This is a genomic window from Pseudoalteromonas sp. SG43-1, from assembly GCF_014164415.1.
GTDB classification, from domain to species: Bacteria; Pseudomonadota; Gammaproteobacteria; order Enterobacterales; family Alteromonadaceae; genus Pseudoalteromonas; species Pseudoalteromonas distincta.
In genome coordinates this window covers 59,607-73,769 of the sequence record NZ_JACJFD010000010.1, presented here as the reverse complement: position 1 = coordinate 73,769, position 14,163 = coordinate 59,607, and the positions used below count along the sequence as shown (strand labels likewise).

The window sequence follows — 14,163 nt, the reverse complement described above, 5'->3', positions numbered from 1 at the left end:
AAAAACTCGCAATCTATCCATTTTCTGTTAAAAATGCCTTGTGTAATGCACGAACAGCCAACTCTAAGTACTTTTCATCTATTAAAACTGAAATTTTAATCTCTGAAGTCGAGACTAAAACCACATTAATATTTTCCTGTGCTAATGCATCAAAAAATAAACTAGCGACACCAGAATGTGATTTCATACCCATGCCAACAGCAGAAACTTTAGCTACTGCTTGCAATCCGCTTATATTTTGAGCACTGAGCTGAGCTTGATCTTCACTCAATAATTCAAGTGCTTGCAGATAATCATTCGAGTGCACAGTAAAAGCATAGTCTATTTTTTCAAAGTTATGATTAACTTGATTAATCATATCTATTTCGATGCCATTTTCGGCAAAAAGTTTCAATATTTTTGAAAGATATTGCGTACCCGTTGGCACACCTTGTACCTTAATTAAACATTCGTCACGATTAAACGCAATCCCCGATACAACCTTGCTTGGCATATCGTTCTCCTCAAAACTTATTAATGTACCTTCATCGGGATTAAAGCTCGAAAGCACCCTAAGTGGCACATTATGTTTTCCTGCGGCTTCTACTGAGCGAATATGCAAAACTTTCGCCCCTAAACTTGCCAGTTCTAGCATTTCGGCAAAGGTAACTTGGCTCATTCTGCGCGCGTTAGGTTCAACCCGAGGATCTGTAGTATATACGCCGTCAACGTCTGTATAGATCTGGCATTCGTCAGCTTTTATAGCCGCAGCTATTTCCACAGCCGATGTATCGGTGCCGCCGCGCCCAAGCGTTGTAATGTTGCCCTCAACATCACGCCCCTGAAACCCAGCAATAATAGCAATACGATTATGCTCAAGCTCATGCTTTAAACGCGTAGCAGCAACCTCTGCAATACGAGCTTTACCAAACATGTTATCGGTTAAAATATTGACTTGATCGGCTAATAAGCTCACAGCAGAGTGACCACGTTTTATAATAGCCATAGCAAGTAGTGATACAGAAACCTGCTCTCCGGTACTAATAAGTACATCTAGTTCACGGCTACTCGGGCGAGTATCAATTTGTTTGGCGAGATTAATTAAGCGGTTGGTTTCTCCCGACATAGCCGAGAGCACCACAACCACTTGATGTCCTTGTTGTCTGGTTTTTACAACAAGGTCGGCGACCGCTTCAATTCGCTCTATTGAGCCGACCGAAGTGCCACCGAATTTTTGAACAATAAGCGCCACTTAGGCTTAAGTACGCTCAGTTAACCAAGCTGTAACGCTATCTAGTGCAGCAGCAAGGTTTTGTGGCTCACTACCACCAGCTTGTGCCATATCTGGACGGCCGCCACCTTTACCACCTACTTGGCCTGCCATGTGGTTAACTAACTCACCGGCTTTTACTTTGCCTGTTAAGTCTTTAGTTACACCAGCAATTAGGCTTACTTTGTCGCCACTGGCAACACCAAGAGCAATAACACCTGAGCCAATTTTGTTTTTAAGGTCATCAACCATACCGCGAAGTGCTTTAGATTCAGTACCTTCAACATTTGCTACAAGTAGCTTAACGCCGTTAATTTCAACAATCGAATCAAGTAAAGATGCACCCGCTGCACTTGCTAGTTTATCGCTAAGCTGTGCAATTTGCTTTTCAAGGCCTTTAGATTTTTCAAGCAACGCAGTTACTTTTTCAAGTACCGATGCGCTATCGCCTTTAACTAAAGCAGCTACATCATGTAATTGTTGCTCTTGCTCGCTAACATAAGCAACTGCATCAGCACCAGTTACCGCTTCAATACGGCGAACGCCTGCTGCAATACCGCTTTCAGACACTATTTTAAATAAACCAATATCGCCTGCGCGCTCAACGTGAGTACCACCACAAAGCTCAATAGAGTAGTCGCCAATAGTAACTACGCGTACTTCGTCATCGTACTTTTCGCCAAACAACGCCATAGCACCTTTCGCTTTAGCATCATCAATAGCCATAAGCTCAGTATTGAGTGCAAAGTTACGACGAATTTCGTCATTAACTACACGCTCAATTTCACGTAGCTCATCTTTAGTAACCGCTTCAAAGTGCGAAAAGTCAAAACGTAAACGATCAGGCTGAACAAGTGAGCCTTTTTGGCCTACATGGTCGCCTAATAATTGACGTAGTGCTTCGTGTAAAATATGTGTAGCTGTGTGGTTTTTCTTAATGCTATCGCGGCGTGCATCATCAATAGTCGCATCCACTTTATCGTTAACACCAATGCGGCCTTGCACAGTACCGTGGTGAGCAAAAGCATTACCAAGTTTAGTGGTATTAGTAACATTAAATTCGCCACCAGCAACTGTAATAGTACCCGTGTCGCCCGTTTGGCCGCCTGATTCAGCGTAAAACGGTGTGCGGTCTAATACTACAATACCTTGTTGACCATCTTCTAATAACTGAACAGCTTCGCCACCAGCAAAAATTTCTACCACTGTCGCGCTATGGTGTGTGCTGTCGTAGCCTTTAAACTCAGTAAGCTTTTCTGATTTTAATTGCTCGTTGTAATCAGCACCAAACTTACCCGCTTGTTGCGCTGTTTTACGTTGTACAGCCATGCATTCTTCAAAGCCCTGATGATCAATCGTCATCTGGCGCTCACGCGCAACATCGGCCGTTAAATCAGCTGGAAAACCATACGTATCGTAAAGTTTAAATACTAAGTCGCCCGGTATAATATCGCCTTTAAGGTCACTTAAGCTTTCTTCTAAAATAGCTAAGCCACGTTCAAGTGTTTTACCAAACTGTTCTTCTTCAATGCGTAATACTTTTTCGATAATTTCTTGTTGCTTAGCAAGCTCTGGGTACGCTTGACCCATTTGCTCAATTAGCGCAGCAACTAATTTATAGAAAAACGAACCTTGTGCACCTAGCTTATTACCGTGGCGCACAGCACGACGAATAATACGACGTAGTACATAACCACGACCTTCGTTAGATGGCATAACACCGTCAGAGATTAAAAACGCACACGAACGAATATGATCCGCCACTACGCGTAGTGACTTATCGTCCATATCTTGCGCGTTAGTTACACTTGCAGCAGCGGCAATTAAGCCTTGGAATAAATCGATTTCGTAGTTTGAATGCACACCCTGCAAAATAGCAGAAATACGCTCAAGGCCCATTCCTGTATCAACAGATTGCTTAGGTAGAGGCAACATAGTACCGTCGCTTTGACGGTTGTATTGCATAAATACAAGGTTCCAAATTTCGATGAAACGGTCGCCGTCTTCCTCTGGAGTGCCCGGAGGTCCGCCCCAAATATGCTCGCCGTGGTCATAAAATATTTCAGAACACGGACCACATGGACCAGTATCGCCCATAGACCAAAAGTTGTCAGAGGTCGCAATACGAATAATACGATCTTCACTTAAGCCAATATCTTTTGACCAATACTCAAACGCTTCTTCATCATCGTGATAAATAGTAACAAGCAGTTTTTCTTGAGGTAATTTAACAACCTCAGTTAAAAACTCCCACGCAAACTTAATCGCGTCTTGCTTAAAGTAATCGCCAAAGCTGAAGTTACCTAACATTTCAAAAAATGTATGGTGGCGAGCAGTGTAGCCTACGTTTTCTAAATCGTTATGCTTACCGCCAGCACGTACACAACGCTGCGAGCTTGTCGCACGTGTATAAGGGCGGCTTTCTGCGCCTAAAAATACATCTTTAAATTGCACCATGCCGGCATTATTAAATAACAACGTGGCATCGTTACCCGGTATAAGCGAGCTAGAAGGTACTATTTGATGTTGCTTGCTGGCAAAAAAGTCTAAAAACTGTTGCCTAATTTGTGCGGTAGTCATGTGCTGCATTTGAAAGTCTCACCTGTATTTACTGTGCTTGCATTGCAAAATTAATTTCATCGTAGCTAAAACCCCGATACATTAAGTAGCGCACGCGCTTAGCTTTATCTTTGTAATCGAGATCTGGCGGTGTATTCGAATATTTTTTATTGTACGCATCCTGCGCAAGCTCAAACCAATCTATTTCAAGCTCTTCAACTACCATTTCAAGTAGCGAACGATCAATCCCTTTGCCCATAGCTTCGCTTTGTATTCGCTTAAGCCCGTGGCATTTAAATATGTGTTTTCTTACAAAGCCTTCACAGTATCGCTGCTCGTTAATAAAATTGTGCTTTTCGCACCAATCAAGCAGCGTTTCAATAAACTCTTCTGTCGCTTCTTTTTGCTGTAATTTGAGCGTTAACTCACGACGCGAATATTCTTGGCGCCCTAGTAACCAAAGTACATAGTTTTTTAGTTTTTGCTTTAATTTATCATCCATTAAGCGTCAAAACGTCCGCTTGTTTCACTGCTAAGTGGCTTAACATTAATGTCGTCACTTAATGGTACAACAGGCATAAAAATGGCTTGATAAGATACAAAAAAGCTAATGTAGCAAATCGGCATTAAAATCAACAGTGGTAAGAACGATAAGAACATCGAAAGCGCCATAAATAATGCGCAAATAAGGCCAAAAACGCCAAGTGGCAAAATGTTATGATAAAATACCATTAACGATTTTTTAAGCGCCGTTAAAATGCGTGTTTCTTTACTAAAATAAACAAGTGGCACAGCGTACGCAAATGCCGTTAAATAAATTAGCATTGCCATAAAAAATAAAATTACATTCGCGCCCGAAATACTCTCAAGCATTTGTTCTAGCGCCACGTTTGGATCAAGTCCTGGTTGGCTCATAACAGCCACTGCATCGGCAAATAAGCCATTAGCAAGTAACGCCATTAAAATACCCGCACCCATTTGATAAAGTGCTAAGCGTAATAACCCTAAACGATTTCCTTTAGCCGTAAATGGCTTGAGAATATCGGCTAGCATAATTTTTCCGCCCTGTTGCTTACTAAGCACCGCTTGGTAAAACCCTGCGGTTAAAAATGGCGTAGCGAGTGCTGCTACTACTTGCAGCAGCGGTAAAAATAAAGACAGCAGCCCTACAATGCCAATAAATAAATGCATAAAAATAAAGGTTGCTGGCTGGGTTTTAAAAATAAGCCATCCGGCTTTTAACCACTTTAGCCCTGCATCGGCTTTAAAAATTCGTAATTGTGTAGACATACTTGCTCTTAATTTAAAACGAAACACGCCAAGTATAACTTGGCGTGAGGGGGGATTAATAGACGAAACGTAATTAAATGATTAAGGTTTTTTAATTTTCTTAATATCTAACATATGCGCGCCATGCTTAATTTTTGTTTCTAGGTACGATTTATTACCCGCAACACCCGCTTTAATGTGCGCATGCGTGCCCACAACCGAGTCAACATTAATACCGGCATCTTTTAATGCATTAAGCTTTTTAGGATTATTAGTCATTAATTTAACGTGACTTAAATTAAGCGCATTGAGCATTAATACTGCATCCGAAAAGTCACGTAAATCATCAGCAAAGCCTAAATGATTATTAGCCTCGTAGGTATTCATACCTTGCGATTGCAATACGTAAGCGTCTATTTTGTTGTATAAACCAATGCCACGGCCTTCTTGGCGTAAATACAATAAAATACCGCCTTGCTCGTGCATCATTTCAATACATTCATTTAGCTGCTCGCCGCAATCACAACGCGATGAGTAAAATACATCGCCCGTTAGGCATTCTGAATGCATACGAATTAGCGGTACATCTTGCTCTGTATCGGCGTTGTTAAACACCATAGCAATATGTTCTTTACCATCTTTTAAATCAGTAAATGAGATTATTTCTGCAGGGATATCACTATTTCTGCCAACTTTAAGCTGGACTCTTGCTCTTACTTTCGCCACGACAAATCCAAATATTTAAATAACTACGACACGACAATAAAGTGATAGTATCACAAAATAGGATAAATACACCGTAGTACAAGACTGTTTATGGCAAATATATGGCGACGACAGGCGTTATTTTCAATGATTGTTAAGCAATAAATTAATACAAATAACCGCCAATATTATTTACGTTGATTTACCTTAATCAGTGACACCTACAGGCACGTTTGGTATTTTGTATTTTAAACAATGATAGGGATTATTATGAAACGTCAGCAACTCGCTTTATTTATAGGCTTGGGTTTGTCTGCTTTAAGCGCAACAACTTTAAGCACTACAGTACTTGCCAGCCAAGCAAGCGATCCTCAAACGGTATTTAACCAAGCATACCAAAGCTATTTAGCAGCAGTTAAAGCAGGCGAAAACGTACAACAAACTGCCAAACTTGCTTACACATCAGGTAAAGCCGTTTACGGTAAAAGCGACGACAATACTGCTAACTTAGCTATTAACTACGCTAAAGCTATTAAAGGCTACGGCGATGAGCTATACGAACAACGTTTTGCACTTTATGATGAAGCACATACTATTTTAGCGGCTAATCACGGCAAACAATCAATAGAAACAGTTGATGCACTGCTCGGAAAAGCTAACTACACAACATCAGCTTACAAAGCAGCTAACTTTTTAGAAGAAGTAATAGGTATAGCTAAAACACAAAATAACCCTAAGTTTGTAGCCGACATGAAACTTGAAGCTGCAACGCTACTGGCTAAAAAGTTTAGTTCTAAAAAATATCGTGAGGCTAAAAACTACCTAGAAGAGGCCGACGAATACTACCAAGAAAACTTACCTGAAAACTCACTAGAGCGCATAAAAGCCGATTTTTTAATGGCCTCATTCGCAGAGGGTCGTAAAAGATACAATCAAGCGATTGAAAGGCTAAATCGTATAGTTACTGTATTCGATAGTAACTTAAACTTTGATCACAGTGCAGAGCTAACAGCTCATTCAAAGCTTGTAGGCCTGTACGAAAAGCAAGGTAAAAGCGAAGAAGCAACTAAACATTGCCTAGCTATCGCTCAAATGGTGCCATGGAAAGAATCGCAAGAGCAAACGCCGCTTTACCGTGTTAATCCTAAATACCCAGTTAACAAAGCCAGATTTAGTACCGATGGTAGCGTTGTTATGGAGTTTGAGGTAGACGCAGCTGGCTTTGTAAAAAACCCAAAAGTACTTAGCTCAGAAGGCGGCAGCGCATTTGAAAAATCAGCCAAAGCAGCGCTTGAGCAATGGCGTTACGCGCCAAAGTTTGAAAATGGCAAACCTGTTAGCGCTATTTCTCAGGTACAACTCGACTTTAAAATTAACCGCCACTAAAAGCGGCTCATTAAAAAAGGCGCTTTAAGCGTCTTTTTTAATACCAACTAATACAAATTCTACGTAGTTAAAATTCATAACTTACGCTAATTCCGCCATCGGCTCTTTTTTCATTGCTATCGCTTGCTTTACCGTAGCCCACATCTAGCTCTAATCTAAAACCAGCGCTGTTCAGTTCATTAAAGTTGTAGTTGTACGTAAGCCCTATACCGTTTGTTGTTTCTTCATCAAAAATACCGCCAATTACACAACCTAGCGTATTAGCAAAGTCAGTTGCTACATCATTAGTTGAACTTTCGCACTCTTGGTCTGTATCTCTTGCACCAATAGCGCCCACAAGTACGCCAAAAGCATGTTTTTTATTATCGCTAACTGCTTGTTCAAAACCGGCAGAAAATCCATCATCAAGGCCTAGTTTATAATTTGCATACCAGCGCTGTGTGTCGTCGTTAGCCGACAAAGACACCTCAGGAATAACTAAGTAAGGATAGCCACCCCCAATCGAAAAACTAACATCGTTAGCAAAAGTAGAACAAGAAGCAATAGATAAAGTGAGTAGTAATATTTTTATTTTCATAAAGTTCCCTTTGAGTAAGTATAAAATGTACTTACTTTAGGAACGCCATGCAATACGACTAAAAGCTCGTTAAATTTAGCTTTAGTAATAAAATAGGGATTAAATTTTAGCGAGTATTTTATCGCTAGCCGCTTCTATTAAATCGAGCACATTTTCAAAGCCATCATCGCCGCCGTAATAGGGATCGGGAATAGCGCTTTGGGCTTGCTCGCCATATTCTAAAAACAGCGCTAATTTGTACTGTAGATGCTCAGGGCACTGGGCTTTTAAATCAGCTAAGTTTTGCGTATCGGCCGCTAAAATTAAATCAAACTCAGTAAAGTCGCTTGTACGCACTTTACGTGAATAAATACCTTTAAAGCTGTAACCGCGCTTCTTCCCGGCTGCCATTGAGCGACTATCAGGCGCTTTACCTTCGTGATAGCCAATAGTGCCCGCCGAATCAACTTTAACGTTAACACCTAGCTTTTTAGCGCGGGCTTTTAATACCGCCTCTGCGGTTGGCGAGCGGCAAATATTACCTAAACACACTATGAGTACTTTTTTCATTAAGGCTCCTCTAACTAATTTAAAAACCTAAGCTTTAAAACTGTTTTAAAATGCTTTCATCGTAATCTTCAACATTAAGCGTTACGTTATGTTGCGCTGCAACAGATTCAAGCTCAGCTTGTTTAATGGCTAAATCGTCCATGGTGATTAGATTATCGTCTAGCTGCCACAATAACCGAGAGCCCGCGTAGCTATAATGAATCGCTAATAACGCATCGGCATTACCTTCACGGCCAGCGGCTTTTAACTTAGCCATTTTACGGGTTATTTTATTAAGTGCTTTTTTAAGCTCCCACACATAAACAACTTCTGTCATAAACGTATGTGTACGGTATTTATTAAGTAACCACGCAAGCCCAACGCTTGTAATAGCAACGCCTATTAAGTTCCAATGAAAGTGGCTACCACTTTCATCAGGAAATAAAGCAATCAGCGTTTGCGATATAGCCAAGCTGCCTACAGCCAAACCAATACCGCATCCTGCAATAACACGGTTTAAATGTTTACGGTAACGCGCTTTATTTATTTCAATGAGTTGCATAACAGCCTAAAAAGTTAATAAGTAAAAAAATGCGAATGGCTATTGTAACTAAACCCCACATTTTTTATAAAATTATTTCACCCCTTTTTGATTTGCCACCCGTTATAGCTTTGAAAACACCCTAATAGTAGTGGTCAATAAAATTTGGAGCGGCTTATGCACACACTTGAAGTACCTAACAACCCAGTATTTATTAAAACATCGACTGCCGTTATCGGCGGCGCCGCAATGACCTTTGCAGCTTTTGCGTTTATGCAATATTTAATAAGTGGCGAGCAACGCGCACCGGTTAAACCAGGGGGCGATATTATAGTAGAGATTTTTCAGGCACCTGAGGATTCAAAAGTCAGGCATATACAAAAAATACAGCCGCCACCGCCAATGCCTAAAGTGCCGCAAAAAGCTCCACCGCTTAATACATCAGCCGATCCTGTGTTGGCAATTAGCGACCTTACGCCAGTTACAATTGACGATTTTGGTGGCGACATTAACAATACCATTAATCGCCCTACAGGGGATGCAACACCCATAGTGCGCATAAACCCTAAATACCCAACTACAGCCGCGCGCGATGGTATTGAAGGTTGGGTACAACTAAGCTTTAGTATTTCGCCCACCGGTGAAGTAATCGACCCAGTAGTTATTAACGCCGAGCCAAAACGTACCTTTGACCGCGAAGCAATAAGAGCCATTAAACGCTGGAAATATCGCCCCAAAGTAATTGAAGGTGTGGCACAATTACAAACAGGTCAAACTGTACAGCTCGATTTTAAATTAGATAACTCTATTTAACGGACTAAACGCCTATGCTACTAAGTATTAAGTCATGGTTATTTGAAACGCCAAGCAAGGACTGCATGGCAAGTTACGCAAAAAGTGGCGACAATCGTTACTTAGAGCAGCTTATAGCCCTCTACAGTAACGACTTATACCACTACCTTGTTACGCAATCTAATACGCATTTAGCATACGACGTAAGCCAACAAACATGGCTAAAAGTAATCGAAAAACGCCACCTTTACCAAGCACAAACCACACCCAAAGCGTGGTTATTTAAACTTGCCCGCAACACACTCATTGACGAATACCGCAGGCAACAGCACTTTGTAGAGCTTGACGAAAACACGCATTTAGCAGCACAAAATGATAAAAGCGAAAGTGGCTTAACTATAGGCAGCTCAAACATAAGTTACGACGCGTTCGACGCCGCCCTAAAACAACTTAGCTTTGTACAGCGCGAAGCCGTAACCTTGCAACAAGAAGGCTTTTCGCTTGCCGACATAGAACTTATAACGCAAAGCAGCCTTGAGACCATTAAAACAAGGCTGCGCTACGCCAAGCAACACCTTAAACGTTTATTAGGAGCAAACAATGAACAAGCCTGATGAGCCGTTTGATCAAAAGCTCACACAACACTACAAAGAGCGAAAAGAGCGCATAACACTTACAAGCGATCAACAAAAAGCGCTACTTAATACAGCCACGCACACAAAGCCTAAAAAGCCCACAAGGTTTAGTTTTACGCTACAGCTAACCAGCCTTGCCTGCGCACTCGGTGTGTTCGCCTTTATTGTGTTTGATAATAACAACGTAATAAATACTGAGCCTAAAACCGTGCTTAATAGCGTATTTAACACTATAGACATTCACGACTATTCAATTATTAAAACACACGAAATAAATCAAGCAGGTAGCTACGCAAGCACCTTTACAGAGCAAAAACACGCACTCGATAGCCAATTAGCTAACGATTTACGCCGCCACCAACAACGCCACATAGAATACGGCACTCTAGTGAAGGTAGATAACGACTGGTACATAGCCAGCTGTAATGACGAGGTGCTAGTGCAAATTAAGCATTCACTGCTCAGTGATTTAAAGGGTAAACATGCGGTAGAAAGTAATATAAACACAGGTGATATGCTGGCTATGGCGCATAACGGCAAAGGGCAAATTATTGCGCTTAAACATGCAGGAGCTGGGGTTAAGATGTGTAGAGGTTAATGAACTGTTTGCGACTAAGCAAAAATAACCCCCAAAGGTTTAAAAGTCATTCAACTATTAGACAATAACTTTAAAGATTAACAGAGAAAATTTACCAGTCAGAACTTATTTAGGAAGCCAACTTAGCGCAATTAGCGTTTAAATAGTCACTAAAAATATATTTTCATCCTGAGTGGGAGCACTGCTTTAGGAAACTATTTTTCCACTCCTTAAGTGCTTTTTTAGTGTCTTCAGTTTCTATTCTTATATTTCTGGGGGGTTGTGAAGTCCAGCCATGTTTACGCGGCGTTGAGGTTCCATCAGGGTATATCAATTTGTATTCAAATGGAGGTGGAGACAACCTCATCTCACTGTAACTTTCGACTGCACTCTTGTTTAAAGCCACAACTTTATCAGAGCTGTAATCCCATATAACTATATTATCACCTACATTACTAATAATATGACCACACATATTATCTTCACGATTTTTAATTATTATCTTATATTTGGCTAACTCAATCTTAGATGAAATAGACTTTAAGTGATAACCGTAAGCCGCATATGACACTAACATCAAAATCACTATAGTTAGAGCGTTTACAAATAGCATATTAGTTTCTTTTTCATACCCAGTATGCTTATCACTATAAACTATTCCCTTGGTACGATCTTTTTCCTCTAATAGATGAAAAATATCCTTTGTAGCTTTAATTATTGATAGAGTCAGTAGAATAAGTGTTAGTGAAAAAGGGAGACCGCTAGATACTATAGTGAAATTATAAATGTCAGTATTTGATAAATAATCAAAAGCAAAAACGCCCCAATTATTAAAGTAAATCACTGTCCAGAAATAACAAAATATAGTGTAGATAAAGAAGATAATTGTAGAAATAACCCCCAAATTTTTAGTGGTTAAATCTATAAACCTTATATTTTTATTATCTTTCATCTAATCAGTTCGAGTTGATTTTATATATTTAGCCTACCTAAGAGATTCATTTTGGTCAAACGCAGAGTAATACCCAGATTAAAGCAGTGCTTGCTCGGTTGTTATTTATAATACTGCCAAGAATAAATTGAGTCCGAGGGTCTAACCTTATTAGCTAAGAAATGTAATATGACTTTGGCCTTAAGGCTATGCATAGATTTCGGGCTACCGCCCGACGCGCCAGCAAGCTATGCGCCTACAAAAAACACTACCTATAACTAGCTTTGGGTGTGCTCTTTGCATTGGAGAACCGTTTGTTTTCGTGTCACTCAACCCAACCTACTTAGCTATAAACGCGGTGTCACCATCTAACAAATCACTGTTAATGATTACTGCTTTAAAAGTCGCTTTTCTGGATTGTTTAAATACTTTAAGCCAATGGTGACTATGCGTGTATGTACCATTGTTATAACGCGTATTTGCACATTACCAATAACAACAATAGCCCCTTTACTGACTTCTCCTGAAAGCTTTTGGTTAATCACTTCTTCCAAGCTTATGCCCTCTGGGGCGTCTATGTGCATATGGTAAGAGTAAAATATATCACCTACCAACGTTACCCCTTTCACTTTAAGTTCGTTGTGGGCTAAGTGGCTATCTTGATGGTTTGTTTTATCGGTTGCTGTAAAAACTAAATCAACAAAAGGTCTGTTATCTGGTTTTAAAACAACAAATAAATGATCGTTTGGTTTTAACTTAGTTGAGCCTCGTGGCGGTATGATTGACGGGCCCCGTGTGATCATAGCAACAACCACACTCTCAGGAAGTGCAGCATGTGACAAGCTACGCCCAGAAACCCGAGAAACGTCACTTAAAGTGTATTCTACAATTTCTATATCAATATCGTTTAGTGCTGTGATTTCGAGCGTTGCAGCAGCCAAATCAGGTGGCGGCTCTACTAAATTTAGTTTTTTAGCCATCCACGGCATTGTTGAGCCCTGTAACGTGGCTGAAATTAACACCACGAAAAAAACAACATTAAAAATAAGCTCAGCCCCTGAAAGACCAAATAGTAATGGGAATATAGCTAAAATAATGGGCACTGAGCCTCTAAGCCCAACCCAAGATACAAACAAGGTTTCGCGATTGTTAAAACCAAACAGTTTTAAAATAGGCGCTACCGCTAATGGCCGAGCAACAAAAATAAGTGCCAGTGCAATAAGCAACCCTTCTAACCATACGTCAACCAACGACGACGGGTTAATAAGGAGTCCTAATACAACAAACATGGTTATTTGCCCAAGCCAGGCTAAGCCGTCATGAAACAGAAAAATACCGCGTTTATATACAAATTTACTGTTACCTAAAATAACACCCGTTATAAATACAGCTAAAAATCCACTACCGCCAAGCGTTGCAGAAAGGCCAAAAGAAAGCAGTCCAAATGCGGTTACCATCACTAAATACAAACCTGATGCATTTAGTTTAATTCGATTAATAAACCAAACCGATACCTTACCAATTAAAAGACCACAAATAGCGCCAACACCCATTTGTTGAGCAAATAACTGTAGTAAATCCAGCCCTATTGGCATGTCGTTAACGAGCATTTCGAGCAATCCAACCGTTAGAAAAATAGCCATTGGATCATTCGATGCGCTTTCTATTTCAAGCGTAGATTTAAGCTTTTTATTTAAGTGAATGCCCGCACTTCGTAAGAGCGCAAACACTGCTGCGGCATCTGTAGAGCCAACAATGGCGCCAAGTAATACACCTTGTAGTATGGGTAGGTCTAAAATATAAGTGGCCACAAGGCCTGTAATTACAGCGGTAAATAACACCCCGATGGTTGCTAAAGCAGACGCGGGTTTCCACACTTGTTTAATTGAACTGGTGGGCGTTTGTAAGCCACCATCAAATAGAATAATAGCAAGCGCTAGAGTACCCAGAGCATGTGCGGCCTCTGCGTTGTCGAATGAAATACCTGCAATACCATCTTCACCTGCGAGCATACCTACAAGTAAAAATAGCACCAGCACCGGTAAGCCAACGCGTGCAGATAACTTGCTCGAGATCACTCCAAGTAAAATTAAAATGGCACTAACGAGAATGATATTATCAATTACAAACATAGTGTGGGTTTACAGCCTTATATGAGTTAAAAAGTAAGAATTTATAGCTACCAAAAAGCTTAAAGCTCATGCTATACAATAACCTAAAAAATATAAATACGGGTACTTAAGTCTATATTTAAGTGGTTTAGATAATAGAGAGAGTGTTATTGAATTTAATATTACTTAGCTTAGCTCCATTCAACTTAATTTTATTTGTTTTTAAAAACAAAAAACCTGCAATTAAGCAGGCTTTTCAATAATCGTAAGTTACAGGTATAACGTATTTACACTTTCTTTTAA

At 40.3% G+C, this 14,163-nt stretch carries 14 protein-coding genes; 4 read left to right on the top strand and 10 right to left on the bottom strand.

Annotated features, from left to right (window positions below):
• Positions 1 to 13 precede the first annotated feature (13 nt).
• From H5159_RS09415 to ribA, 5 genes are all read right to left on the bottom strand, one after another.
• Complete coding sequence (locus H5159_RS09415) at positions 14 to 1,231, bottom strand: aspartate kinase (RefSeq protein ID WP_024597680.1); 1,218 nt, start codon at positions 1,229 to 1,231, stop codon at positions 14 to 16.
• A 6-nt stretch (positions 1,232 to 1,237) separates the two neighbouring features.
• Positions 1,238 to 3,838 (bottom strand): alanine--tRNA ligase, encoded by a 2,601-nt coding sequence (gene alaS, locus H5159_RS09410; protein ID WP_182780198.1) that lies wholly within the window; start codon positions 3,836 to 3,838, stop codon positions 1,238 to 1,240.
• A 19-nt stretch (positions 3,839 to 3,857) separates the two neighbouring features.
• Positions 3,858 to 4,310: a regulatory protein RecX gene (locus H5159_RS09405; protein WP_002961933.1), complete on the bottom strand. Its 453-nt coding sequence runs from the start codon at positions 4,308 to 4,310 to the stop codon at positions 3,858 to 3,860.
• The gene (locus H5159_RS09400) at positions 4,310 to 5,098 is read right to left on the bottom strand and encodes a BPSS1780 family membrane protein (protein ID WP_024595741.1); all 789 of its coding nucleotides are present in this window, start codon (positions 5,096 to 5,098) and stop codon (positions 4,310 to 4,312) included. The genes H5159_RS09405 and H5159_RS09400 overlap by 1 nt, the downstream gene beginning before the upstream one ends.
• Positions 5,099 to 5,179: 81 nt before the next feature.
• Positions 5,180 to 5,803, bottom strand: a complete 624-nt coding sequence (gene ribA / locus H5159_RS09395; RefSeq protein ID WP_182780197.1) for a GTP cyclohydrolase II — start codon at positions 5,801 to 5,803, stop codon at positions 5,180 to 5,182.
• Between the two features lie 249 nt (positions 5,804 to 6,052).
• Here ribA and H5159_RS09390 point away from each other — a divergent pair, with 249 nt between their 5' ends.
• A complete protein-coding gene (locus H5159_RS09390; protein ID WP_182780196.1) occupies positions 6,053 to 7,168 on the top strand; it encodes an energy transducer TonB in 1,116 nt (371 codons plus the stop codon).
• Positions 7,169 to 7,235: 67 nt separating this feature from the next.
• Here the strand turns inward: H5159_RS09390 and H5159_RS09385 are convergent, their stop codons facing one another.
• The 3 genes from H5159_RS09385 to H5159_RS09375 all read right to left on the bottom strand — a co-directional run bounded on the left by H5159_RS09385 (position 7,236) and on the right by H5159_RS09375 (position 8,835).
• A complete protein-coding gene (locus H5159_RS09385) occupies positions 7,236 to 7,745 on the bottom strand; it encodes a hypothetical protein (protein ID WP_182749510.1) in 510 nt (169 codons plus the stop codon).
• A gap of 99 nt (positions 7,746 to 7,844) precedes the next feature.
• Positions 7,845 to 8,294, bottom strand: a complete 450-nt coding sequence (locus H5159_RS09380; RefSeq protein ID WP_182674006.1) for a low molecular weight protein-tyrosine-phosphatase — start codon at positions 8,292 to 8,294, stop codon at positions 7,845 to 7,847.
• 34 nt (positions 8,295 to 8,328) lie between these two features.
• On the bottom strand, positions 8,329 to 8,835 hold the full coding sequence (locus H5159_RS09375; protein ID WP_002961927.1) for a DUF3087 domain-containing protein: 507 nt from the start codon (positions 8,833 to 8,835) through the stop codon (positions 8,329 to 8,331).
• Positions 8,836 to 8,991: 156 nt separating this feature from the next.
• On the opposite strand from H5159_RS09375, the gene H5159_RS09370 reads away from it, so the two are divergent.
• Genes H5159_RS09370 through H5159_RS09360 form a run of 3 tightly spaced genes read left to right on the top strand, consistent with a single transcriptional unit; the run spans position 8,992 to position 10,839 of the window.
• The gene (locus tag H5159_RS09370; RefSeq protein ID WP_165724215.1) at positions 8,992 to 9,627 is read left to right on the top strand and encodes an energy transducer TonB; all 636 of its coding nucleotides are present in this window, start codon (positions 8,992 to 8,994) and stop codon (positions 9,625 to 9,627) included.
• Between the two features lie 14 nt (positions 9,628 to 9,641).
• The gene (locus H5159_RS09365; RefSeq protein ID WP_259395070.1) at positions 9,642 to 10,220 is read left to right on the top strand and encodes a sigma-70 family RNA polymerase sigma factor; all 579 of its coding nucleotides are present in this window, start codon (positions 9,642 to 9,644) and stop codon (positions 10,218 to 10,220) included.
• The gene (locus H5159_RS09360; RefSeq protein WP_182695424.1) at positions 10,207 to 10,839 is read left to right on the top strand and encodes a hypothetical protein; all 633 of its coding nucleotides are present in this window, start codon (positions 10,207 to 10,209) and stop codon (positions 10,837 to 10,839) included. The genes H5159_RS09365 and H5159_RS09360 overlap by 14 nt, the downstream gene beginning before the upstream one ends.
• 163 nt (positions 10,840 to 11,002) lie before the next feature.
• Here H5159_RS09360 and H5159_RS09355 read toward each other — a convergent pair whose 3' ends face one another.
• Positions 11,003 to 11,770, bottom strand: a complete 768-nt coding sequence (locus tag H5159_RS09355) for a hypothetical protein (protein WP_182695425.1) — start codon at positions 11,768 to 11,770, stop codon at positions 11,003 to 11,005.
• A gap of 368 nt (positions 11,771 to 12,138) precedes the next feature.
• Positions 12,139 to 13,881 carry a potassium/proton antiporter gene (locus H5159_RS09350; RefSeq protein WP_182780195.1) on the bottom strand — a complete coding sequence of 581 codons (1,743 nt, stop codon included), beginning with the start codon at positions 13,879 to 13,881 and terminating at the stop codon, positions 12,139 to 12,141.
• Positions 13,882 to 14,163 lie beyond the last annotated feature (282 nt).